This is a genomic window from Streptomyces misionensis, from assembly GCF_007896895.1.
Lineage (GTDB): Bacteria > Actinomycetota > Actinomycetes > Streptomycetales > Streptomycetaceae > Streptomyces > Streptomyces misionensis_A.
On the sequence record NZ_VOGW01000044.1, the window covers coordinates 38840 to 60371 of the forward strand.

Annotated in this window: 21 protein-coding genes; 12 read left to right on the plus strand and 9 right to left on the minus strand. The window is 73.6% G+C overall.

The genetic code is table 11. The features are described from left to right. Positions 1-43 precede the first annotated feature (43 nt). Positions 44-607 (minus strand): NAD(P)H-dependent oxidoreductase, encoded by a 564-nt coding sequence (locus FRZ03_RS08055; RefSeq protein WP_146464472.1) that lies wholly within the window; start codon positions 605-607, stop codon positions 44-46. Positions 608-706: 99 nt separating this feature from the next. Between FRZ03_RS08055 and FRZ03_RS08060 the strand changes: the two genes are divergently transcribed. Both FRZ03_RS08060 and FRZ03_RS08065 read left to right on the plus strand, forming a co-directional pair. Further along, complete coding sequence (locus tag FRZ03_RS08060) at positions 707-1372, plus strand: TetR/AcrR family transcriptional regulator (RefSeq protein WP_186785301.1); 666 nt, start codon at positions 707-709, stop codon at positions 1370-1372. Between the two features lie 105 nt (positions 1373-1477). Next, positions 1478-2473 carry a LacI family DNA-binding transcriptional regulator gene (locus FRZ03_RS08065; RefSeq protein ID WP_146464473.1) on the plus strand — a complete coding sequence of 332 codons (996 nt, stop codon included), beginning with the start codon at positions 1478-1480 and terminating at the stop codon, positions 2471-2473. Between the two features lie 33 nt (positions 2474-2506). Here FRZ03_RS08065 and trxA read toward each other — a convergent pair whose 3' ends face one another. Then, complete coding sequence (gene trxA / locus FRZ03_RS08070; RefSeq protein WP_146464474.1) at positions 2507-2896, minus strand: thioredoxin; 390 nt, start codon at positions 2894-2896, stop codon at positions 2507-2509. 171 nt (positions 2897-3067) lie between these two features. On the opposite strand from trxA, the gene FRZ03_RS08075 reads away from it, so the two are divergent. Continuing rightward, on the plus strand, positions 3068-4498 hold the full coding sequence (locus FRZ03_RS08075; protein WP_146464475.1) for a dihydrolipoyl dehydrogenase family protein: 1431 nt from the start codon (positions 3068-3070) through the stop codon (positions 4496-4498). 60 nt (positions 4499-4558) lie between these two features. Here the strand turns inward: FRZ03_RS08075 and FRZ03_RS08080 are convergent, their stop codons facing one another. Both FRZ03_RS08080 and FRZ03_RS08085 read right to left on the minus strand, forming a co-directional pair. Then, a complete protein-coding gene (locus FRZ03_RS08080) occupies positions 4559-5794 on the minus strand; it encodes an epoxide hydrolase family protein (protein WP_146464476.1) in 1236 nt (411 codons plus the stop codon). Between the two features lie 733 nt (positions 5795-6527). Further along, complete coding sequence (locus FRZ03_RS08085) at positions 6528-7736, minus strand: ROK family transcriptional regulator (protein WP_261398707.1); 1209 nt, start codon at positions 7734-7736, stop codon at positions 6528-6530. A gap of 329 nt (positions 7737-8065) precedes the next feature. Here FRZ03_RS08085 and xylA point away from each other — a divergent pair, with 329 nt between their 5' ends. Continuing rightward, entirely contained in the window at positions 8066-9214 is a 1149-nt protein-coding gene (gene xylA / locus FRZ03_RS08090; protein ID WP_146464477.1) for a xylose isomerase, read from the plus strand. A 158-nt stretch (positions 9215-9372) separates the two neighbouring features. On the opposite strand, the gene FRZ03_RS08095 is transcribed toward xylA, so the two are convergent. Together FRZ03_RS08095 and FRZ03_RS08100 are read right to left on the minus strand one after the other, a co-directional pair. Continuing rightward, positions 9373-10017 (minus strand): peptide deformylase, encoded by a 645-nt coding sequence (locus FRZ03_RS08095; RefSeq protein ID WP_146464478.1) that lies wholly within the window; start codon positions 10015-10017, stop codon positions 9373-9375. A 46-nt stretch (positions 10018-10063) separates the two neighbouring features. Continuing rightward, positions 10064-10411, minus strand: a complete 348-nt coding sequence (locus FRZ03_RS08100) for a tetratricopeptide repeat protein (RefSeq protein WP_146464479.1) — start codon at positions 10409-10411, stop codon at positions 10064-10066. A 164-nt stretch (positions 10412-10575) separates the two neighbouring features. On the opposite strand from FRZ03_RS08100, the gene dxs reads away from it, so the two are divergent. After that, positions 10576-12474 (plus strand): 1-deoxy-D-xylulose-5-phosphate synthase, encoded by a 1899-nt coding sequence (dxs, locus tag FRZ03_RS08105; protein ID WP_146464480.1) that lies wholly within the window; start codon positions 10576-10578, stop codon positions 12472-12474. A 49-nt stretch (positions 12475-12523) separates the two neighbouring features. Here dxs and FRZ03_RS08110 read toward each other — a convergent pair whose 3' ends face one another. Then, complete coding sequence (locus FRZ03_RS08110) at positions 12524-13648, minus strand: XdhC family protein (RefSeq protein ID WP_146464481.1); 1125 nt, start codon at positions 13646-13648, stop codon at positions 12524-12526. A gap of 168 nt (positions 13649-13816) precedes the next feature. Continuing rightward, positions 13817-14755 (minus strand): GlxA family transcriptional regulator, encoded by a 939-nt coding sequence (locus tag FRZ03_RS08115; protein ID WP_146464482.1) that lies wholly within the window; start codon positions 14753-14755, stop codon positions 13817-13819. Positions 14756-14961: 206 nt separating this feature from the next. Between FRZ03_RS08115 and FRZ03_RS08120 the strand changes: the two genes are divergently transcribed. The 4 genes from FRZ03_RS08120 (at position 14962) to FRZ03_RS08135 (ending at position 17250) form a co-directional block, all read left to right on the plus strand. Next, positions 14962-15651: a DJ-1/PfpI family protein gene (locus FRZ03_RS08120; protein WP_146464483.1), complete on the plus strand. Its 690-nt coding sequence runs from the start codon at positions 14962-14964 to the stop codon at positions 15649-15651. Positions 15652-15685: 34 nt separating this feature from the next. Then, the gene (locus tag FRZ03_RS08125) at positions 15686-16012 is read left to right on the plus strand and encodes a hypothetical protein (protein WP_146464484.1); all 327 of its coding nucleotides are present in this window, start codon (positions 15686-15688) and stop codon (positions 16010-16012) included. After that, positions 16009-16476, plus strand: a complete 468-nt coding sequence (locus FRZ03_RS08130) for a hypothetical protein (RefSeq protein WP_146464485.1) — start codon at positions 16009-16011, stop codon at positions 16474-16476. Before FRZ03_RS08125 ends, FRZ03_RS08130 begins: the two co-directional genes overlap by 4 nt. Positions 16477-16707: 231 nt before the next feature. Next, positions 16708-17250, plus strand: coding sequence for a hypothetical protein (locus FRZ03_RS08135; protein ID WP_146464486.1), 543 nt, complete (start codon positions 16708-16710; stop codon positions 17248-17250). 102 nt (positions 17251-17352) lie between these two features. Here FRZ03_RS08135 and FRZ03_RS08140 read toward each other — a convergent pair whose 3' ends face one another. Next, the gene (locus FRZ03_RS08140; RefSeq protein WP_146464487.1) at positions 17353-18219 is read right to left on the minus strand and encodes an LLM class flavin-dependent oxidoreductase; all 867 of its coding nucleotides are present in this window, start codon (positions 18217-18219) and stop codon (positions 17353-17355) included. A 210-nt stretch (positions 18220-18429) separates the two neighbouring features. Between FRZ03_RS08140 and FRZ03_RS08145 the strand changes: the two genes are divergently transcribed. The 3 genes from FRZ03_RS08145 (at position 18430) to htpG (ending at position 21443) form a co-directional block, all read left to right on the plus strand. Further along, positions 18430-18936, plus strand: a complete 507-nt coding sequence (locus tag FRZ03_RS08145) for a FluC/FEX family fluoride channel (protein ID WP_146464488.1) — start codon at positions 18430-18432, stop codon at positions 18934-18936. Positions 18937-19083: 147 nt separating this feature from the next. After that, positions 19084-19458 carry a fluoride efflux transporter CrcB gene (gene crcB, locus FRZ03_RS08150; protein WP_146464489.1) on the plus strand — a complete coding sequence of 125 codons (375 nt, stop codon included), beginning with the start codon at positions 19084-19086 and terminating at the stop codon, positions 19456-19458. Positions 19459-19538: 80 nt separating this feature from the next. Continuing rightward, the gene (gene htpG / locus FRZ03_RS08155; RefSeq protein ID WP_146464490.1) at positions 19539-21443 is read left to right on the plus strand and encodes a molecular chaperone HtpG; all 1905 of its coding nucleotides are present in this window, start codon (positions 19539-19541) and stop codon (positions 21441-21443) included. Positions 21444-21532: the final 89 nt, after the last annotated feature.

Consider the following 21532-nt stretch of genomic DNA (forward strand, 5'->3'; position numbering starts at 1 on the left):
ACCAGTGGGTTCCGGCCCCTTCGGGCGTGTGCGGTGCGACGGCTCAGGCGGCCGTGATCTCCGTGGCGACGCCGTGCAGACGGGTCACGACCTCGGACAGCTGGCCGGCGACCTCGGTGTCGTCGGCCGGGTGGGTCTCGGCGAAGCGGGTCATGGAGCCGGGGATGGAGAGCTTGATGTCCTCGATCACCTTGCCGCCGGCGATGCCCACGGACTTGCGGGTGTCGTCCTGCGCCCACACGCCGCCGTACTGGCCGAAGGCGGTGCCGATGACGGCGACCGGCTTGCCGCCGAAGGCGCCGGCGCCGAACGGGCGGGACAGCCAGTCGATGGCGTTCTTCAGCACGGCCGGCATGGTGCCGTTGTACTCGGGAGAGAACAGCAGGAAGGCGTCGGCGGCCTGCGCGGCCTCACGCAGCTTCGCGGCCGCGGCCGGGACGCTGCCCTCGACGTCGACGTCCTCGTTGTAGAAGGGCACGTCGGCCAGGCCCTCGAAGATCACGACCTCGGCACCTTCCGGGGCCAGCTTGGCGGCCGCCTCGGCCAGCTGGCGGTTGTGCGAACCGGCGCGGAGGCTGCCGACGAGCGCGAGGATACGAACAGACATGGGGAAACTCCAGGGGCTGAAACATCGCCGTTACGATCCGGACCAAGGTCCGTTTAACTTTCTACCACTCTAACCGGACCCTGGTCCAGTTCTGCTCCGGTGCTTTACGCTGTGTTCATGTCCAGCCTGCCGCACCCCTTCACGCCGCAGGAGCCGTCCTTGCTGGAGCTCGGCACGGCTCCGGAGGAGCCCTGCCTGCGCGCCGACGCGGCCCGCAACCGCGCCCGGCTGCTGGAGGCCGCCGCCCGGCTGATCGCGGAGCACGGCGTGGCCGGCGTCACCATGGAGGCCGTCGCGACGGCGGCCAAGGTCGGCAAGGGCACGGTCTTCCGGCGCTTCGGCGACCGCACGGGACTGCTCATGGCCCTGCTGGACCACTCCGGCCGGCAGCTCCAGGCCGACTTCCTGGGCGGCCCCCCGCCGCTGGGGCCCGGCGCACCGCCCCTGGAGCGGCTGCGCGCGTTCGGCATCGCGGTGCTCTACCGCTCGGCCGAACAGCTGGAACTCCAGCTGGCCGCCCAGCCCGAGGCCTGCCGCCGCTTCTCCCACCCCGCGCTCCAGGCGCTGCGCACCCATGTCACCATGTTGCTGCGGCAGATCGTGCCGGACGCCGACTGCGAACTGCTGGCCCAGACCCTGCTGGCCTCGCTCGACCCCGCGCTGATCCACCATCTGACCCGGCAGCTCGGGATGCCCATGGAGCGGCTGGAGGCGGCCTGGGTCGACCTGGTCGCCCGGGTGACCCGCACGGACCCGCCCGCCTGACCCCCGGGGCGAACAACCTTACGCCGCAGGGCACTTGGTGCCGCGGCGCACCACGGTCCCCCGCCCGCCGAGGCGCCGGACCGCTCTGCCAAGATGCGGTCTGTCATGGTGCAGAAAACGAACACGCCCACGAGTGCCGATGTGGCCCGCCTGGCCGGCGTCTCGCGCGCGACCGTGTCCTACGTCCTGAACAACACCCACGCCGTACGGATCAGCGAGCCCACGCGCCGCCGTGTCCACGAGGCCGCGCGGGAACTGGGGTACGTGCCGCACGCCGCCGCCCGCAGCCTGCGCGCCGGACACAGCCGTACGGTCCTCATGCCCGCCCCGGCGATCCCGGCCGGACCGCTCCACAGCGCGTTCCTGAGCGAGGTCCAAGGAGCCCTGGGACGGCTCGACTACACCGTCGTCCAGTACGGCTCCGTCGGCCTGGAGGGTGACGAAGCCGCCCGAGCCTGGGCCGAGTTGCGGCCCGTGGCCGTGCTGGTGCCCGGCGCCGGATGCGGGCCGCGGGGCGTGGCGATCCTCAAGCGCTCCGGCGCCCGCGCGGTGGTCACCCTCGGCCCCGAACGCGTCGAGGGCGCGCACGCCCTGCTGATGGACCATGACGCCGTGGGCCGGTGCGCGGCCACCCATCTGTACGAGCGGGGCAGGCGCCGCATCGGCGTCGTCGTCCCCGCCGAAGGCGCCCTCGACACCTGCTCGCGGCCCCGGCTCGCGGGCGCCCGCCAGGCCCTGCACGGCACCGGCGCGACCGTCAGCGAGGTGCCGCTCGCCTACACCGAGCGGTCCGCCGTCCGGCTCGCCGCCCGCTGGCCCGGCCTGGACGCCGTCTTCGCCTACAACGACGAGTACGCCATGCTGCTGATGCGCGCCCTCCAGGACGAGGGGCTGCGCATCCCCGAGGACGTGGCCGTGATCGGCGCCGACGACCTGATGCTCGGCCGGCTGCTGCGGCCCCGGCTCAGCACCGTCCGCATCGAACTGCCCTCGGGCCGCTACCTCGCCGCACTCGTCGACCGCCTGGTGCGCGAGACGGGCGGCGAGCCGGAGGTGCACAGGGTGCTGGGCGTCTCGGTCGTGCACCGCGACTCCACCTGAGCTCCGGCCCGCCCCCGGAGGCCGCCGGACGGGTTACTGGCCCTGGCTCCCCTGGGCCTGGCCCTCCTGTTCGGCGATGCTCTTGCGGACCTCGTCCATGTCCAGCTTGCGGGCCTGGCCGATGACGTCCGTGAGGGCCGCCTCGGGCAGCGCGCCCGGCTGCGCGAACACGGCCACCCGGTCCCGCACGATCATCAGCGTCGGGATGGACTGGATGCCGAACGCCTGCGCCAGCTCCGGCTGCGCCTCGGTGTCCACCTTGCCGAACACCAGGTCCGGGTTCTCCTCGGCGGCCTTCTCGTACACCGGCGCGAACTGCCGGCACGGCCCGCACCAGGACGCCCAGAAGTCGATGAGAACGAAGTCGTTCTCGGTGACCGTGCTGTCGAAGTTCTCCTTGGTCAGTTCCACGGTGCTGCTCATGGCCTGGTTCCCTCTTCCTGGTGTGGGGGTGTGCCGACGGCGGAAACGCGGCCGTCGGGCCGCCTATTCCGCACACTGTCGCGCGCGCCCGGATGCCCTTGGCGCCGGACGCCTGCGTGCCGCGCTCGTACCCATGTGGCCGACGCGCACACCACCCACCAGACTGGCCCCATGACGGAAACGGAAACCATCGCGTACGACGTCGTGGTGCTCGGGGCCGGGCCCGTGGGGGAGAACGTCGCCGACCGCACCCGCGCGGCCGGTCTCACCACCGGGGTCGTGGAGAGCGAACTGGTCGGCGGCGAGTGCTCGTACTGGGCGTGCATGCCCAGCAAGGCGCTGCTCAGGCCGGTCATCGCCCAGGCCGACGCCCGCCGGCTGCCCGGTCTCGCCCCGGCGGTCCAAGGCCCCCTCGACGCCCCCGCCGTGCTCGCCCGGCGCGACGACTTCACCTCCCACTGGCAGGACGACGGCCAGGTCGACTGGATCGAGGGCATCGGCGCCGACCTCTACCGGGGCCACGGCCGCCTCGCCGGACCCCGGACGGTGACCGTCACCGTCTCGGACGGCACGGTCACCACCCTCACCGCCCGGCACGCGGTCGCGGTCTGCACCGGCACCCGCGCCCAGCTGCCCGACCTGCCCGGCCTCACCGAGGTACGGCCGTGGACCAGCCGCGAGGCCACCAGCGCGGAGTCGGTGCCCGGCCGGCTGATCGTCGTCGGCGGTGGTGTCGTCGCCACCGAGATGGCCACCGCCTGGCAGGCCCTCGGCTCCCGGGTCACCCTGCTGGTGCGCGGCAAGGGGCTGCTCAGCCGGATGGAGCCGTTCGCCGGGGAACTGGTCGCGGAGTCGCTGACCGGGGCAGGCGTGGACGTGCGCGTCGGCGCGTCCGTGGAGTCCGTGACCCGGGAGAACGGCACCGTGGTGGCCCGCACCCGTTCGGGTGAGCGGTTCGAGGCCGACGAGATCCTCTTCGCCACCGGCCGCGTCCCGCAGACCGACGACATCGGGCTCGACACCGTCGGCCTGGAACCCGGTTCCTGGCTCGAGGTGGACGACACCCTGCGCGTCAGCGGCACCGATTGGCTCTACGCCGTCGGTGACGTCAATCACCGTGCGCTCCTCACCCACCAGGGCAAGTACCAGGCCCGGGTCGCCGGTGCCGCCATCGGCGCCCGCGCGGCCGGCGCCCCGCTGCTCGACGGCCCCTGGGGCGCCCACGCGGCGACCGCCGACCACGCGGCCGTACCCCAGGTCGTCTTCACCGACCCCGAGGCCGCCGCGGTCGGCCTCTCCCTCGCCGAGGCGGAACAGGCCGGGCACCGGGTCCGCGCCGTGGACGTGGAGTTCTCCTCCGTCGCCGGCGCGGCCCTGTACGGCGACGGCTACAAGGGCCGCGCCCGTATGGTCGTCGACCTGGAGGACGAGATCCTGCGCGGCGTCACCTTCGTCGGCCCGGGCGTGGGGGAGCTCATCCACTCCGCCACCGTCGCCGTCGCCGGGCAGGTGCCGGTCAGCCGGCTGTGGCATGTGGTGCCGTCGTATCCGACCCTCAGCGAGGTGTGGCTGCGGCTGCTGGAGGCGTACCGGGACAACTGAGCCCCGAACGGGGCGGCATCCCGTCCGGCCGACGTCCCCGCCGGCCGGACGGGGAGCCGTTCAGGGCCTGCGGCCGCGGAAGGTGCGGCGCAGGTCGCCCACCCAGGCGTCGGGGTTCTCCCAGGGGATGAAGTGGCCCCCGTGCTCGTGGGCGTTGACGTTGACGTGGTTGAACCAGCGGGCCTGCGGGCCGGTCTCGAACGCCCGCACGCGTTCCTCGGCGGTGTGGACGCCGGGCGGGTTCTCGTAACGGACGAAAGTGAGGCCGACCGGGGCCTGCACGACCGGGGTGCGGTCGTGGGCGGGGGACCAGGGGTGGCGGTTGGCGTTGGCGTAGTAACGCATCGACGTGGCGATGGAGTTGTTCACCCAGTAGATCGTGGCGTGGGTGAGCATGTCGTCCTTGGTGAAGACGGACTCGACGTCACCGCCGTTGTCGCTCCAGGCGTGCCAGCGTTCCAGCAGCCAGGCGAGCAGTCCGGCGGGTGAGTCGCTCAGGGCGTGGGCCAGGGTGGCGCCGTCGAGCATGTGCACGGCGAGGTGGGACGCCGAGCGGCGGTCCAGCTCGGCGATGCGGGCCCGGACGTCGGCGGGCTGGTCGTCGGTGAGGGGCCGGTTCCGGGCGAAGTCCCAGGCGCGCGGGCCGGTGAAGAAGTCGAGCGGCAGCCCGGAGCCGATGTGGATGCCGTACAGCTCGTCGGCGTACTTGTGGCCGAGCTGGCTCGTGACGATCCCGCCGATGTCGCAGCCCCCGGCGGCGTACTTCTCGTACCCCAGCGTCTCGGTCATCAGGATGTGCCAGAGGTCGGCGACCTTCCAGAAGTTGACGTCCGGGAAGCCGGTGAGCGGGCCGGGGAAGCCGAAGCCGGGCAGGGACGGCACGATGACGTCGAAGGCGTCGGCGGGGTCGCCGCCGAACGCGGCCGGGTCGGCGAGCGGCCCGATCACCTTCGACCAGTGCCAGAACGTCCACGGCCAGCCGTGCGTGAGGATCAACGGGATCGGGCGGGGGCCGCGGCCGGGCTCGCGCAGGAAGTGCACCGGGACTCCGGCGACGCTCACCTGGTAGTGCTCGTGGACGTTGAGGGCGGCCTCGGCCTTGCGCCAGTCGTAGCCGTCCCGCCAGTGGGCGATCAGCTCGCGGAGATAGCCGGCGGGGACGCCGTAGGACCAGTCCTCGTTCCCCTCGTCCACCGGCGCACGGGTCCACGCGAGCCGGGCGCGCAGGTCGTCGAGGACCTCGTCGGGCACACGGATCGGGGCGGGCTTCAGGGGAAAGGCCTGCGGGGCGGTCATGGCGGGGTTCCTTCCGGACGGCGGGAAAGCGGTGCGGCCGGCCGCCGGGTGGTCGGGCGGCGAACCGGCCGGGCACGGAATGCGGGCTTCGACGATAGGCCAACTCCCCCCGTGCACACGGCCGATGGGCCGTCCGTGAGGGCCGCGAGCCCGGGCCTGTTCCCGAGGTTGCGGCGACGTGGCCGATTCGTCACCGGCTTCGGCCGATTTCAGGGTGGCGCGGGGTGGCCGACGGCCGGCTGCTGCGCGGCACGGACGGGTGCGGCGGCGAGGCCGGCCACATGATCGTCAGCCCGTGTGACGGCAGCCTCCGCGGCTGTGGCGCGCGGCTGCCTCGAAGCGGAGGCGGTGGACGGGCCCTGCCCGCCACCGGCCGTGATCCGCAGGGCACCGGCCGGCAGGTGGTGCGCGCGGTCGTCTCCGCCGCCGACCGGGGCGACGTGGTCGCGGGTCGCGCCGCACCGGGTCGGCGACTGGCTACGCGTCGGCCGGCGCGGTGAGGACACCGTTCTCGTGGGCGCCGTCGAACCCGGGCTTCTCCGCCCTGCTCGCCGATCCGCCGGCCGTCCTCATCGGCGCCTCCGCAGAACAGCCGGCCCCACCGCTGCCCGGGGTGACGCCGGCCCCCGCCGGGCCGGGACGCCCTGGGCAAGGTGGCCCGGCCGGCAAGCATGTCTGCTCGGAGAAGCCGCTCGCCTCCACCTCCCGGAGGCGACCGAGCGCGTGCGCCAAGTCAGCGCAGCAGCAGCGCGGGATCGGCGTAGACGTGCTCGACGACCTGGCCCGCGGCGCCGAGTACGGCCGCGTTCTTGCCGAGCGAGGAGACCGCGACGGTCGGCACTTGTCCGTAGAGGCCGCCGGCGCGCAGCGCCGCCTCCACCGAAGGGGCCGTCCACGCGGCGAGCGCGGAGAAGATGCCGCCGAGCACGATCGAGTCCGGATCGAGCACCTTGACCACGGCCGTCAGCGCCCGGCCCAGGGCATCGCCCGCCCGCCGTACCGCCTCGATCGCCTCCCGGTCACCGGCGTCGAGCAGCGTCGTCAGCGCCGACAGCGGCTCCAACGAGCCCACGGCGGCGGCCGAGTCGCCGAGGCCGGCGGCCCGCAGGATCGCGTCCCGCCCCGCGACCCGCTCCAAGCAGCCGCGCGCGCCGCAGGCACACGGCTCGCCGGCCGGATCCACCTGGAGATGGCCGAGTTCCCCCGCGTAGCCGTGCGCCCCCTGGAACACCCGGCCGTCGAGCACCACGCCCGCGCCGACGCCTATCTCCCCGGACACGTGCACGAAGTCGCCCAGCGTGGCATGCCCGGCGCCGAACCACAGTTCACCGAGCGCCGCCAGATTCGCCTCGTTCTCCGCCCCGGTCGGCAGCTTCAGCCCGGACAGGCCCAGGTCGGTGAAGTCCTCCGCCGGCACGTCACGCCAGGCGAAGTTGGGGGCACGGAGCATTCCGGCGCGGTCGACCAGGCCGGGCAGCGCGACGTTCGCACCGATCACCGGCAGGCCCTGCTCGTTCGCGGAGTCCACCGCCTGCCGGGCCAGCCGGGCCAGCGCGGCGGCGATCTCACCGGGCTTGCGGTCGCGGTTGTCCGCCGCCACCAGGAGCCGGTAGCGCACCCGCCGGCCGAGGTCGAGCACGGCCGCGGCCAGGTAGTCGACGTTCACTTCGAGCCCGAGCCCCGCGGCGCCCGCGCCGTTGACTGCCACGCCGATACCCGGGCGGCCGCGGTCGCCCTCGTGCAGCATGTCCCCGTCGTGCACGAGGCCGGCCTCGGCGAGCACCGCGACGAGGTTCGAGACGGTGGTCTTGGTGAAGCCGGTGAGCACGGCGAGCCGGGCCCGGGTGACCGGCTGGTGCTCGGCGATCACCCCGAGCAGAACGGCCAGGTTCCGTTCCCGCATCGAGGCATGACGGATGGGCTCGCGGATGTCCGGTGGCATGGGTCAAGGCTAGTGGAGGGGACCCCGCCGACCGCGCCGGCCTGCTGTGAAGCCGCTCGGGTCGGCCTGGCGCGGCTCCCGGCGGACGGGGCCCGGCACACGCAGGCGACGGCCGCGTATTTCGGCAACCACCTGGATTAATATCCGCCATGCCCGCGCCCATGGCCCTGGCCCGATCGGGTCGAGGGGGGTGTGGGGGCTCTGGAATCGGGTTCCGGTGGGTCGGTCGTCACGTTATGCCCGTGTTCCTTCCGATCTCGGGGTGGCGCGAACGGGGTCGCACCGGCCTCGCCCCTGCCCGCGATCGCGGTCGTCGGACAGGAGCGCGCATGACGAGCTTTCAGCCCACTCCCGACGACCGGTTCTGCTTCGGACTGTGGACCGTCGGCTGGCAGGAGCGGGACCAGTTCGGCGAGGCGACCCGGGCGCCGCTGGACCCGGTGCGCACGGTGCACAGGCTGGCCGAACTCGGCGCCTGGGGCGTGACCTTCCACGACGACGACCTGCTGGCCGTCGAGCGCAACCGGGACGCCGCGATCGCCGCGTTCCGCAAGGCCCTGGACGAGACCGGCCTGGTGGTGCCCGCCGCCACCACGGACCTGTTCAAGCACCCGGTGTTCAAGGACGGCGCCTTCACCTCCAACGACCGCGACGTGCGCCGCCACGCGATCCGCAAGGTGATGCGCAACCTGGACCTGGCGGCCGAACTCGGCGCGAAGACCTATGTGTTCTGGGGCGGCCGGGAGGGCGCGGAGAGCGACGCGGCCAAGGACGTGCGCGTGGCGCTCGAACGCTTCCGCGAGGCGATCGACTACCTCGCCGGATACGTCAAGGAGCAGAACTACAAGATGCGCTTCGCCCTGGAGCCCAAGCCGAACGAGCCCCGCGGCGACATCCTGCTGCCGACCATCGGCCACGCCCTCGGCTTCATCTCCACGCTGGAGCACCACGACATGGTCGGGCTCAACCCGGAGGTCGGGCACGAGCAGATGGCCGGGCTCAACTTCGTGCACGGCATCGCCCAGGCCCTGTGGCAGGACAAGCTCTTCCACATCGACCTCAACGGCCAGCACGGTCCGCGCTACGACCAGGACCTGGTGTTCGGCCACGGTGACACCAAGAGCGCGTTCTTCCTCGTCGACCTGCTGGAGAGCAGCGGCTGGGACGGTCCGCGGCACTTCGACTACAAGCCCGGCCGCACCGAGGACGCCGAGGACGTGTGGGTCTCGGCCGAGGCGAACATGCGCACCTACCTGATCCTCAGGGAGCGCGCCCGGGCCTTCCGCGCCGACCCCGAGGTGCAGGAGGCCATGCGGGCCTGCCGGATCGACGAGCTGGCCGTGCCCACCGTCGCGGCGGACGAGAGCCACGCGTCCCTGCGCGAGGAGGAGTTCGACGTCGAAGCCGCCCGCGACCGCGGCTACCACTACTCCCGCCTCAACCAGCTGGCGGTCGAGCACATGCTCGGCAGCCGCTGAGGCTCGGCCGGGCCGGGGGCTTCCCGGCCGGGAGGTCACGAGGGGACGGCGGGCGCGGTCCCCGGCGGCCCGCGCCCGCCTCCGGGCCCTGCGGGCCCGCGCCTACGCGGACCGAGCGCGGCGGTGCGACCGGTCTTCGGGGCGCGGGCGGCGGACGGTCACGGCAGCCGGAAGCCGAGGGCCTCGGCGGCCGTCTCCGGGGACGGCTGGGACCACAGCGCCGCGACCGCCTCGTTGGTGGACAGCGAGCGCAGGTCGGCGCGGTCGAGGTAGAGGACCCCGTCGAGGTGGTCCGTCTCGTGCTGGACGATCCGGGCGGGCCAACCGGTGAAGATCTCGTCCAGCGGGCGGCCGTGTTCGTCCTCGGCGCGCAGCCGTACCTCGGCGTGCCGCGCGACCACCGCCTGCCAGCCCGGCACGCTGAGGCAGCCCTCGAAGAACGCGGCCCGCGCGGTGCCGACCGGTTCGTAGGAGGGGTTGACCAGCACCCGGAAGGGCTGCGGGCGGCGGCCCCGGGCCGCGGCGATCTCCTCCGGCACCGGCGCCGGGTCCTCCAGGACCGCGATCCGCAGCTCCACGCCGACCTGCGGCGCGGCGAGGCCCACGCCCGGCGCGGCGTGCATGGTCAGGCGCAGGGCCTCGACGAAGCGGGCCAGCAGGGCGGGGCCCAGCTGGCCGTCGTACGGCTCGGTGGCGCGGCGCAGCACCGGCCGGCCGGCGGCGACGATGGGCAGGGGGCCGCCGGCGGCGAGGAGTTCCTCGACCCGTTCGGTGAGCGGCGCGTGATCACGGTCGGGTGCCATCGCGCCAGGATGCCACGGCGGCCCCGGGGCGCACGAGGCGCCCGGCTCACTGCTCGGCGAAGTCGCCGGCGAGCGCCGAGGCGATGCGCAGATGCTGCCGCGCCTCCTCGTGCCGGGACTGCCGTTCGAGCGTGCGGCCCAGCATCAGCCGGGCGTAGTGCTCCACGGGGTCGCGGTCCACGATGGTCCGCAGCTCGGCCTCCGCACGGCGCAGCTGGGCCGAGTGGTAGTAGGCGCGCGCCAGCAGCAGCCGGGGCGCGGTCTGCTCCGGCACCTCCTCGACCAGCCCGGCCAGCACCCGCGCCGCCCCCGCGTAGTCCTTCGCGTCGAAGAACGCCCGCGCCCGCTCCCAGCGCTCGGCCGGCGTGCCGTGGTCGTAGTACTTGGTGTCCACTGGTGACCTCCTTCGCCGCTCACAACCGAGCCGGGTAGTTCAATATTCCACTACCTTGGCGGCCGCCGTCCCCCGCCCGGATTCGGCCGAATCCGCAGTCGATCGACGCGGCCGTGCCAGTGTGGAGCGCCCCCGCCACCCGCAGCGCCGAAGGAGATTGACGCATGGGCGTTCTGGAGACGATCCACGGCCCGCAGGACCTGAAGAAGCTCGACGCCGGCGACCTGGGGACGCTGGCCGACGAGATCCGCGCGTTCCTCGTCGACGCCGTCTCCCGCACCGGCGGCCACCTGGGGCCGAACCTGGGCGTGGTCGAGCTGACCATCGCGCTGCACCGGGTCTTCGACTCGCCCAGGGACCGCATCGTCTTCGACGTCGGCCACCAGACCTATGTGCACAAGCTGCTGACCGGCCGCCAGGACTTCTCCGGGCTCCGCAAGGAGGGCGGTCTGTCCGGGTATCCGAGCCGCGCCGAGTCGCCCCACGACATCGTGGAGAACCAGCACGCCTCCGCCGCCCTGAGCTGGGCCGACGGCATCGCCAAGGCCGACCGGCTGGCCGGCCGCCGGGACCGCTCGGTGGTCGCGGTGGTCGGCGACGGGGCGCTCACCGGCGGGATGACCTGGGAGGCGCTGAACAACATCGCCGCCGACAAGACGCTCCCGCTGGTCATCGTCGTCAACGACAACGGCCACTCGTACAACCCCACCATCGGCGGACTCGCCACCCATCTGGCCGCCCTGCGCACGACGGACGGCTACGAGCAGTTCCTGGAGCGCACCAAGGCCGTCCTCGACCGCACCCCGATCGTCGGCCGCTCGGTCTACGACGCGCTGCACGGCGCGAAGAAGGGCCTGAAGGACTTCATCGCCCCGCAGGGCATGTTCGAGGACCTCGGCCTCAAGTACGTCGGCCCGATCGACGGCCACGACACCGAGGCGCTGGAGTCGGCGCTGGCCCGCGCCAAGCGGTTCGGCGGGCCGGTCATCGTGCACTGCATCACCGAGAAGGGCCGCGGTTACAGCTTCGCCGAGGAGTCCGAGGAGCGCTTCCACCAGGTCAAGGTGATCGACCCCGAGACCGGCAGGCCGGTCTCCGTCTCCGGCAGGGACTGGACCACCGTCTTCGGCGAGGAGATGGTCCGGCTCGGCGCCGAGCGCGACTACATCGTGGCGATCACGGCGGCCATGCAGCGCTCCACCGGCCTCGGGCCCTTCGCCGAGCGGTTCCCCGACCGGTTCTTCGACGTCGGCATCGCCGAGCAGCACGCGGCGGCCTGCGCGGCCGGCCTCGCCACGGCCGGACTGCACCCCGTGGTCGCGGTGTACGCGACCTTCCTCAACCGGTGCTTCGACCAGCTGCTGATGGACGTGGCCCTGCACCGCTGCCCGGTCACCTTCATGCTCGACCGGGCCGGCATCACCGGTGACGACGGCGCCTCGCACAACGGCATGTGGGACATGGCCGTGCTCCAGGTGGTACCGGGCCTGCGCATCGCCGCGCCGCGCGACGCCGGACAACTGCGCGCCCAGATGCGTGAGGCCGTCGAGGTGGCGGACGGGCCCACGGTGGTCCGCTACTCCAAGGGCACGGTCGGCCCCGAGGTGCCCGCCGTCGGCACCGTGGCCGGCATGGACGTGCTGCGCGGCTCTGCCGAGGACGGCCGCGACGTGCTCGTCGTGTCCGTCGGCGCGCTCGCCCCGATGTGCCTCGAAGTCGCCGACCGGCTCGCCGAGCAGGGCATCGGCACGACCGTGCTGGACCCGCGCTGGATCAAGCCGGTGAACGCGGCGCTGCCCGGCATCGCCGCCCGGCACCGGCTCGTGGTGACCGTCGAGGACGGGGTGCGCGCCGGGGGCGTCGGCGCCGCCGTCGCCCAGGCCCTGCGGGACGCCGAAGTCGACGTAGCGGTACGGGACTTCGGCGTGCCCGTCGAGTTCCTCGAACATGCCGAGCGCGACCGGGTGCTGGCCCGCGTCGGCCTGACGGCGGCGGACATCGCCCGCCGGGTCTCCGGCGTCTTCGCGGGCCTCGGCCGCGACGAGATGGTCTTCCCCGGCTGAGCCGTCCCACCGGCGGCGGCCCGCGCAGGACCGCCGCCGACGGCCGGCGTCAGCGGTGGATGGGCAGCGGTGTCGTCTCGGTCAGCCGCCGCCCCGTCCCGCCCCATCGCAGCGCGATGATCTCCGCCATGATGGCGACCGCCGTCTCCTCGGGGGTGCGGGCGCCCAGGTCCAGGCCGATGGGCGCGGACAGCCGGGAGAGTTCGGCCTCGCTCATGCCCTCCTCGCGCAGCCGCCGCAGCCGGTCCTCGTGCGTACGGCGGCTGCCCATCGCGCCGATGTAGCGGGCCCGGGTGCGCAACGCCCGCCGGAGCAGGGGCACGTCGAACTTCGGGTCGTGGGTGAGGACGCAGATCACCGTGTTCTCGTCCACCTCCGCCGACTCCAGGTACCGGTGCGGCCAGTCGACCACCAGCTCGTCCGCGTCCGGGAAGCGCCGGCGCGTGGCGAAGACCGGGCGGGCGTCGCACACGGTGACGTGGTAGCCGAGGAACTTGCCGATCCGGGCCACCGCGGAGGCGAAGTCGATCGCGCCGAACACCAGCATCCGGGGCGGCGGCGCGAAGGACTCCACGAACACGGCGAGGTCGTCGCGCCGCTCCTCGCCCGACCGCCCGAGCCGCACCACACCGGTGGCGCCCTGCGCCAGCAGCCCCTGCGCCCGTTCGGTCACCGCCGAATCCAGCCGGGCGTCCCCGAGCGTGCCCTCCGTGCCGGAGGGGGTGACGATCAGCTGCCCGGCCGGGGCCCTCGTGGGCTCGGGCTCCGCACCGCCCCCCTCGACGGGCAGCGGCGACACCACCGCCACCGGCCGGCCCGCGCCGATCGCCGCCAGCACTCCGGGCAGCCCCGGGAAGCGGCCCGCACCCGCCGGCCGGACCAGGATCTCGATGATCCCGCCGCAGGTCAGGCCGACCGCCAGCGCGTCGTCGTCGCTCACCCCGTAGGTGACGAGGGCGGGCTCGCCGGTCCGCAGGACCTCGCTCGCCAGCTCGTACACCGCGCCCTCGACACAGCCGCCGGAGACGCTTCCGATCACCTCTCCGTCCTCGGCGACCGCCAGCGACGAGCCGGCCCGGCGCGGCGCCGACTTCCAGGTCCGCACGACCGTCGCCACCGCGAACCGCCTGCCCGACGCACTCCAGGAGGTAAGGCCCTGTGCGATGTCCCGCATCCGTGTGCCTCCTTCGGCAGCGCGCACCGCCGCCACACCGGACCGGATGTCTGTCCGCGGGCCGGTGCGGGCCGCACGGCACCCCGGTCAACGGCAGCTTAAGCGATCGGCACCCGGCCCGGGATGTCGCCGAAGGAGGCCGGCGCCGCCCGTCCGGCCGTCCCGGTGTCAGCTGAAGGTGCGACGGTAGGTCTGGGGGCTGACGCCGGTGGTGCGTTTGAAACGGTCGCGAAAGGCGGTCGGCGAGCCGAAGCCGACCTGGGCGGCGATGCGTTCCACCGAGTGCTCGGTGGTCTCCAGGAGGTGCTGGGCCTGGCGGACGCGGGCCCGGTGCAGCCACTGGAGCGGGGTGCTGCCGGTCTGCTCGCGGAAGCGGCGGATCAGGGTCCGGGTGCTGGTCCCGGCGCGGGCGGCGATGTCCGCGAGGGCGAGGTCGCGGCCGAGGTTGTCCTGGAGCCAGGTGAGCAGCGGTTCGAGGGCGGAGCCTCCCGGAGCGGGCGCGTGGTCGTGCGCGATGAACTGGGCCTGCCCGCCCTCGCGCTCCAGGGGCATGACGGACAGCCGGGCGGCGTCGGCGGCGACGGCCGAGCCGTAGTCGCGGCGGATCATGTGCAGGCACAGGTCCAGGCCCGCCGCCGCGCCGGCCGAGGTGAGGAACTGCCCGTTGTCGACGTACAGGACGTCCGGGTCGACCTCGATCCGCGGGTGGGCGGCGGCCAGCAGGCCGGCGGCGGCCCAGTGGGTGGTGGCCCGCAGCCCGTCCAGCAGGCCGGTGGCGGCCAGCGGGAAGGTGCCCGTGCAGATGGACGCGATACGCGTGCCGTCCGCCGCGGCGGCGCGCAGCGCGTCGCACACCTCCCGGCCGGGCGAGACCTGGGGGGTGGCCGTACCGGGCACGATGACCGTGTCCGCGCCGTCGAGCCCGTCCAGGCCCCAGGGCGCGCGCAGCGCGAAGGCCCCGGCGTCGATCTCCGGCCGCTGCGCGCACACCCGGACCTGGTAGCCGGCGCGGCCGTCCGGGAGCCGGGTGCGGTTGAAGACCTCGATCGGGGTGGCGAGATCGAACGGGATCACCCGGTCCAGGGCGAGAACGGCGACGGTGAGCATGGCGCGACGATACCCGCCCGCCGGACGGGAAATCCCCGCCCGGGCCTCCTGAAGCACCAGTTCACGGGCCATCTCCGAGGCTTGTCACTTTTCCGTTGAAGATCGTCGTCAATGCCACTGGGAGGCCCGGCGGCGGCCCGTTACGTTCGAGCCCTGCCCGGCGCTCGCCGGGCGTTCCCCCTGGCTCCGCTGGTGAAGGACCGCTCATGCATGCCCAGATCGTCCTGTTCGACGGCTTCGATCCGCTCGATGTCATCGCCCCCTTCGAGGTGCTGTACGCCGGAGGCACCGCCGCGTCCGGCGCCGTCGGTGTGGAACTGGTCAGCGCTGAGGGACCGCGCGAGGTGGTCGCAGGCACCGGCGGGCTGACCTTGCGCGCCACCGCCGCCCTCGACCCCGCGCGGCCCGGCCTGGTCCTGGTCCCCGGCGCCTCGGGCCGCGTGGGCGAACCCGGTGAGGTCCCCGGCGACGACGCGGGCGACGGGCCGTGGCGGCAGGACGAGTTCATCCCGGTCCTGCTCCGCCGCACCCTGGAGACCGAGCTGCCCGCGCTGCTGACGGCCGCCATGGAGAACCCCGAGGTGACGGTGAGCGCCGTGTGCGGCGGCTCCCTCGTCCTGGCCATGGCCGGCCTGCTGGAGGGCCGCCATGCCACGACCCACCACCTGGGCCTCGACCTGCTCGACGCGACCGGCGCCCACGCGGTGTCCGCCCGTGTCGTCGACGACGGCGACCTGGTCACCGGCGCGGGCGTCACCTCCGGGCTCGACCTGGCCCTGTACCTGCTGGAACGCGAGGTGGGCCCGCGCGTCGCACACGCCGTCGAGGAACTGTTCGCCCACGAGCGCCGGGGCACGGTCTGGCGCGCCCAGGGCCCGACGCCCGCCCGTTTCTGATCCGTCCGCACCCCCCGACAGAAGGAACACCCGCATGTCCCCCGAAGGCACCTGGGACCTGACCATCGCCACCCCCGTCGGAAGGATCGAGGCCGTCACGCGCTTCCGGTACGACGACGGTGTCCTCACCGGCACCGCCCAGGGCGCCGGCCAGGAGGTACCGCTCACCCACCTCGTGCGCGACGGCGACCGGCTCACCTGGCGGCAGTCCGTCACCAAGCCCCTGCGCCTCGACCTGACCTTCGCCGTCACCCTCGCCGGCGACACCCTCACCGGCACCTCCCGGGCAGGGCGCCTCCCGGCCTCCCGGGTCACCGGCGAACGCCGCGCCGAGCGGGCGGGGACGGGGCACCGACCGTGACGAAGCTCTTCCTCTGCCTGCACGTCCTGGCCGCCGTCGTGGCCGTCGGCCCGGTCACCGTCGCCGCCAGCATGTTCCCGCCGGCCCTGCGCCGCGCCCACCAGGCACCCGGCGACCGGGACGCGCTCGGCACTCTGCGGCTGCTGCACCGCATCTGCCGCGTGTACGCCGCCGTCGGCGCGGCCGTCCCGGTCCTCGGGTTCGCCACGGCCGGCGTGATGGGCGTCATGGGCAGCGCCTGGCTGATCGCCTCGACCGTCCTGACCGCCGCGGCCGCCGCTGTCCTGGCCCTTTTGTTGCTGCCTGCGCAGAGCGGCGAACTCGACGCCCTCCAGGACGGGACCCCGGGCCCCGTGCTCCGGGCGCCCGCCCGGCTGGCCATGCTCACCGGCCTGTTCAACCTGCTGTGGGCCACGGTCACCGTCCTGATGATCGTCCGCCCGGGGTCGACCACGGGGGCGTGAAGGGCGGGACGGTCGGGGGCCGGGGCGTCCCGGCCACCTCGGGGCCCCCGCGGCCGGACACGGGAAGATCCTGATCGGACCGCAGCGGTGACAGCCGCGGCGGACCCGCGGAGCACACCGTGCGCGTCAGGTCCAGGGGTCTGTCGGTTCCGAAATCGCGACCGACAGGCCTCTGTGCGCGCCGGCCGCCGATGACGATGATCGGCGCATGCGGAGAAGGAAAGGCCAGGAGTGATCGCCGTCGTCGGACATCACGATCTCACCGCGCCGACGCTGGCCCTCGTGGAGGAGGAACTGCGCCCCCGGCTGGCCGACCGCGCCCGCGCGGGCCGCGCCGGACTGGTCCGGGCCGGCAAGGGGCTGCCCGTGGCGTTCGGACGGGCTGCGCGGGCGGCCGGGCTGGCCCTGGTCACCGTGTTGCCGGCCCGCCGGGGCGTGCCCGCGTACGTCGCCGAGCCGGACCGCAAGGCGGCCGGCGAGCTGTTGCTGCTGTCGCAGATGGTGCGCCTGCTCGACTACGACCCCGCCGACCGCGCCTCCTGCATCACGGCCGACGAGGCCCTGGTGCGCTCGTGCGGCCGGCTGCTCGCGGTCTGGGACGGCTCACCGTCCAACGGCCGGGACGCGACCGCCCACTTGGTGGCCTACGCCCGCAGTCATGGCGTCGACGTCGAGGTGGTGTGGCCGCGCGGCGCCGAGCACCGCGCCGGACCGCCCGCCGAGGCGCCGGTGACCTGCGGGGTCACCGGGCGCGCGCCGCGCACGGTGTGCTGAGGACCGGGCCGGCCGGTGGGAGCGGACGCCCTCGCGGTCGCAATTCTGCTGTTCGTTTCAGACCGATGCGTTGGCGTATGTCGGTTCTGCCGGTGGGGGCGTTCAGAGGGTCGGCGGTCCCGCCTCCACGCGGCGCAGCACCGGGGCCAGGCGGTCCAGGTCGGGGCCGCCCTGGAGCCGGCGCTCGTCCCACCAGGTGGCACCCGCGTCGCGCAGCGGGCCGATCACGTCCCGGGCCGTGGCGGGGTCGGTGGCCCCGCCGAGGACGAACTCGAAGGGGCGCTCCTCCCGCTCCTTCCCGCCCGCCCGCTGCTCGCGCACGAAGCCGATCAGCTCCCGCACCTGCGTCACGTCCGGGACCTGCCCGTGGCGGGCGGTCTCGAAGAGCGGCACCGCGCCGTCCCAGCGGGCCGCGCGGCGCATGGGCCCGCGGTGCGGCCAGAATCCGCCGATCCAGACCGGCGGGCGGGGCCGCTGCGCGGTGGCGGGCAGCAGTGTCATGTCCCGGGCGGTGTAGTGCCGGCCCTGGTGGTCCACCGGCTCGCCGGACCATAAGCGGGCCAGCAGTTCCAGGCCCTCGTCCAGCCGCCCGGCGAGCTCGCGCGGCCCGGCGGTGTCGCCGAAGCTCGCGTACTCGTCCTCGACCGGGCCGCCGAGGCCTGCCGCGAAGACCACCCGGCCGCCGCTGAGCCGGTCCAACGTGGCGACCTGGCGGGCCAGTTGTTGCGGACGGTACCGGGGGACCGGCGTCAGCAGCGTGCCCAGGCGGATTCGCGAGGTGGTCAGCGCGGCGGCGGTCAGCAGCATCCAGGGGTCGGCGAAGGGGCGTTTCTGGTGCCGCCGGTGCAGCACATGGTCCCACACGAACAACCCGTCCCAGCCCGCCTGTTCGGCGGTGGCGGCCAGGGTCGCGACGGCACGGGGGTCGGCGAAGTCACCGAAGTTGGGCACGTTCACGGAGAAGCGCATCCCCGCATGATGTGCGGACGGCCGGGCCCCGGCAATCGACTTCACCGGCGGCCGCCCGGGCCCCGGCGGCCGGTGATCGGACCGTCCGCGCCCGCGCTATCCTGGATGCGCGGTGCGACCTCGGTCCCCGCACGGCGGTGGGTCCCGCCGTACCCAACCGCGGCAGTGTCGCCGCCAATGGTCCCTCCTCACGACGAAGCGCGCCCCGGCATGCCCGGCGCCGGTACCGAGGAGGCCCAGGTGGGAGAGGTCCGGATCGAGGAGTCCGCCGACGCCGGCATCGAGGCGCCCGTGTCCGCCCGGCGGCACGCCCCGTGGCGCGGACGGCTGCCGGTCCTCGCGGCGGTGGCCGCGGGCGGTGCCCTCGGCGCGTGCGCCCGCTACGGCGCCGCCCGGCTGTGGCCGACCGAGGCCGGAGCGTTTCCCTGGACCACCCTCTGGGTCAATGTGGCCGGCTGCGCCGCCATCGGCGTCCTCATGGCGGTCCTCACCGGTCTGCGGGCGGGACACCGCCTGGTCCGGCCCTTCTTCGGCACCGGCGTGCTCGGCGGGTTCACCACCTTCTCCACCTACGTCGTGGACGTCGAGCGCCTGACCGGCGCGGGCCGGGTCACCACCGGCCTGCTGGACCTCGCCGCCACGATGCTCGGGGCCCTCGCGGCCGTGTGGACGACGGCCCGCCTCACCCGCCGTGTCATCGCGTGGCGGGTGTCATGACGACACGGACCGTGCTGCGCGGCGTAGGGGTTTCGGGGCGGTCTCCCCGATCCGCACCAGCCGTCCGCTGCCCCGCGGCGAGGACCCGGTGACCGTCGACCACTGCCCGGCCGTGCGCCACAACGGCCATGAGATCAAGGAGAGTTCGTGAACTGGCTGCTTGTCGTCGCCGGGGCCGCCGTGGGCGCACCGCTGCGCTATCTGACCGACCGCGCCGTGCAGTCGAGGCACGACACCGTCTTCCCCTGGGGCACCTTCACCGTCAACGTCGTCGGCAGCCTCGTCCTCGGCCTGGTCACCGGGGCGGTCGTCGCCGGCGGGATGTCCTCCGACGCCCAGCTGCTGATCGGCACCGGGCTGTGCGGCGCGCTGACCACGTACTCCACCTTCTCCTACGAGACGCTGCGGCTCGCCGAGACCGGCGCACGCTTCTTCGCCGCCGCCAACGTGGTGGCGAGCGTCGTCGCCGGGCTCGGCGCCGCCTTCACCGGCGCCGCCCTCGCCCAGGCCTTGTGGAGCTGATCCGGCCCCCCGCCCTGACGAGGTGTTTTACAGTGGCTGCCGCCAGTTCCGACGACAGGACCTGTGAGGTAACCGCGAACATGCCGACGGAGACGTTTGAGTTTCAGGTGGAGGCGCGTCAGCTGCTCCAGCTGATGATCCACTCGGTGTACTCGAACAAGGATGTCTTTCTGCGCGAGCTTGTCTCGAACGCGTCCGACGCGCTCGACAAGCTGCGCCTGGAGAAGCTGAAGGACGACTCGCTCGACGCCGACGTGTCCGACCTGCACATCGAGCTGGACATCGACAAGGACGCCCGCACCCTCACCGTGCGGGACAACGGCATCGGTATGTCGTACGACGAGGTCGGCCGGCTCATCGGCACCATCGCCAACTCCGGCACCGCCGAATTCCTCAAGGAGCTGCGCGAGTCCAAGGACGCGGCGGGCGAGGAAGGGCTCATCGGCCAGTTCGGCGTCGGGTTCTACTCCGGCTTCATGGTGGCCGACGAGGTCACCCTGGTGACCCGGCGCGCGGGCGAGGCCCAGGGCACCCGCTGGACCTCGCGCGGCGAGGGCACGTACACCCTGACGACGGTCGAGGACGCGCCGCAGGGCACCTCGGTCACCCTCCACCTCAAGCCGGCCGACCCGGAGAACCAGCTCCACGACTACACCTCGCCCTGGAAGATCAGGGAGATCGTCAAGCGGTACTCGGACTTCATCACCTGGCCGATCCGGATGACGCCCGAGGGCGCCGCCGCGTCCGACGAGGGCGAGCCCGAGCCCGAGACGCTCAACTCCATGAAGGCGCTGTGGGCCCGGCCGCGCGACCAGGTGTCCGACGACGAGTACCACGAGCTGTACAAGCACATCGGCCACGACTGGCGCGACCCGCTGGAGACCATCCGCCTCCAGGCGGAGGGCACCTTCGAGTACCAGGCGCTGCTCTTCCTGCCCGCGCACGCCCCGCACGACCTGTTCACCCGGGACTTCCGGCGCGGGGTGCAGCTGTACGTCAAGCGCGTGTTCATCATGGACGACTGCGAGGCGCTGCTGCCGCCGTATCTGCGCTTCGTCAAGGGCGTCGTCGACGCGGCGGACCTCTCGCTGAACGTGTCCCGCGAGATCCTCCAGCAGGACCGCCACATCGAGATGATGCGGCGCCGGCTGACCAAGAAGGTCCTGTCCACCGTCAAGGACCTGATGGGCGAGGAGTCGGACCGCTACGCCACGTTCTGGCGGGAGTTCGGCACCGTCCTCAAGGAGGGCCTGGTCACCGACGCGGAGAACCGCGACGCCCTCCTCGCCGTCTCGTCGTTCGCCAGCACGCACCACGACACCGAGCCGACCACGCTCGCCCGGTACGTGGAGCGGATGAAGGACGGCCAGGACGACATCTACTACCTGACCGGCGAGTCCCGGCAGAGCATCGAGAACTCCCCGCACATGGAGGCGTTCCGCGCGCGGGACATCGAGGTGCTGCTGCTCACCGACCCGGTGGACGAGGTGTGGGTCGACGCCGTCGGCGAGTTCGAGGGCAAGAAGCTGCGGTCCGTCGCCAAGGGCGAGATCGACCTCGACGGCGAGGACGCCGAGGCCGACGACGAGGAGCGGGAGAAGCGGAGCGAGGAGTACGCCGGGCTGCTCGGCTGGATGGGCAAGCACCTGGCGGACGACGTCAAGGAGGTGCGCCTGTCCTCCCGGCTCACCGTCTCGCCGGCCTGTGTCGTCTCCGACACGGGCGACCTCACCCCGGCCCTGGAGAACATGTACCGGGCCATGGGCCAGGAAGTGCCCACCGCCAAGCGCATCCTGGAGCTGAACCCCGGCCACGCGCTGGTGAAGGGCCTCAACCAGGCGTACGCCGAGCGCGGCGAGGCCGCCGACGTGGCCGAGACCGCCGAGCTGCTGCACGGCCTGGCGGTCCTCGCCGAGGGCGGCCAGCCGAAGGAGCCGGCCCGCTTCGTCAAGCTGATGGCGCAGCGACTGGAACGGGCGCTGTAACCCCCGGGCCCGCCGGGCGACGCGACCGGTCCGACGGCGCGTCGCCCGGGGCGCGCCTCACCCGGTCCCCGACCGCGGCACCGAACCGT

Bases quoted from the DNA above. Each gene is read 5' to 3' on its own strand.
- FRZ03_RS08055 (WP_146464472.1), bottom strand. From the start codon at position 607: ATGTCTGTTCGTATCCTCGCGCTCGTCGGCAGCCTCCGCGCCGGTTCG.
- FRZ03_RS08065 (WP_146464473.1), top strand. From the start codon at position 1,478: ATGGTGCAGAAAACGAACACGCCCACGAGTGCCGATGTGGCCCGCCTG.
- trxA (WP_146464474.1), bottom strand. From the start codon at position 2,896: ATGAGCAGCACCGTGGAACTGACCAAGGAGAACTTCGACAGCACGGTC.
- FRZ03_RS08075 (WP_146464475.1), top strand. From the start codon at position 3,068: ATGACGGAAACGGAAACCATCGCGTACGACGTCGTGGTGCTCGGGGCC.
- FRZ03_RS08080 (WP_146464476.1), bottom strand. From the start codon at position 5,794: ATGACCGCCCCGCAGGCCTTTCCCCTGAAGCCCGCCCCGATCCGTGTG.
- FRZ03_RS08085 (WP_261398707.1), bottom strand. From the start codon at position 7,736: ATGCCACCGGACATCCGCGAGCCCATCCGTCATGCCTCGATGCGGGAA.
- xylA (WP_146464477.1), top strand. From the start codon at position 8,066: ATGACGAGCTTTCAGCCCACTCCCGACGACCGGTTCTGCTTCGGACTG.
- FRZ03_RS08095 (WP_146464478.1), bottom strand. From the start codon at position 10,017: ATGGCACCCGACCGTGATCACGCGCCGCTCACCGAACGGGTCGAGGAA.
- dxs (WP_146464480.1), top strand. From the start codon at position 10,576: ATGGGCGTTCTGGAGACGATCCACGGCCCGCAGGACCTGAAGAAGCTC.
- FRZ03_RS08110 (WP_146464481.1), bottom strand. From the start codon at position 13,648: ATGCGGGACATCGCACAGGGCCTTACCTCCTGGAGTGCGTCGGGCAGG.
- FRZ03_RS08115 (WP_146464482.1), bottom strand. From the start codon at position 14,755: ATGCTCACCGTCGCCGTTCTCGCCCTGGACCGGGTGATCCCGTTCGAT.
- FRZ03_RS08120 (WP_146464483.1), top strand. From the start codon at position 14,962: ATGCATGCCCAGATCGTCCTGTTCGACGGCTTCGATCCGCTCGATGTC.
- FRZ03_RS08125 (WP_146464484.1), top strand. From the start codon at position 15,686: ATGTCCCCCGAAGGCACCTGGGACCTGACCATCGCCACCCCCGTCGGA.
- FRZ03_RS08140 (WP_146464487.1), bottom strand. From the start codon at position 18,219: ATGCGCTTCTCCGTGAACGTGCCCAACTTCGGTGACTTCGCCGACCCC.
- FRZ03_RS08145 (WP_146464488.1), top strand. From the start codon at position 18,430: ATGCCCGGCGCCGGTACCGAGGAGGCCCAGGTGGGAGAGGTCCGGATC.
- htpG (WP_146464490.1), top strand. From the start codon at position 19,539: ATGCCGACGGAGACGTTTGAGTTTCAGGTGGAGGCGCGTCAGCTGCTC.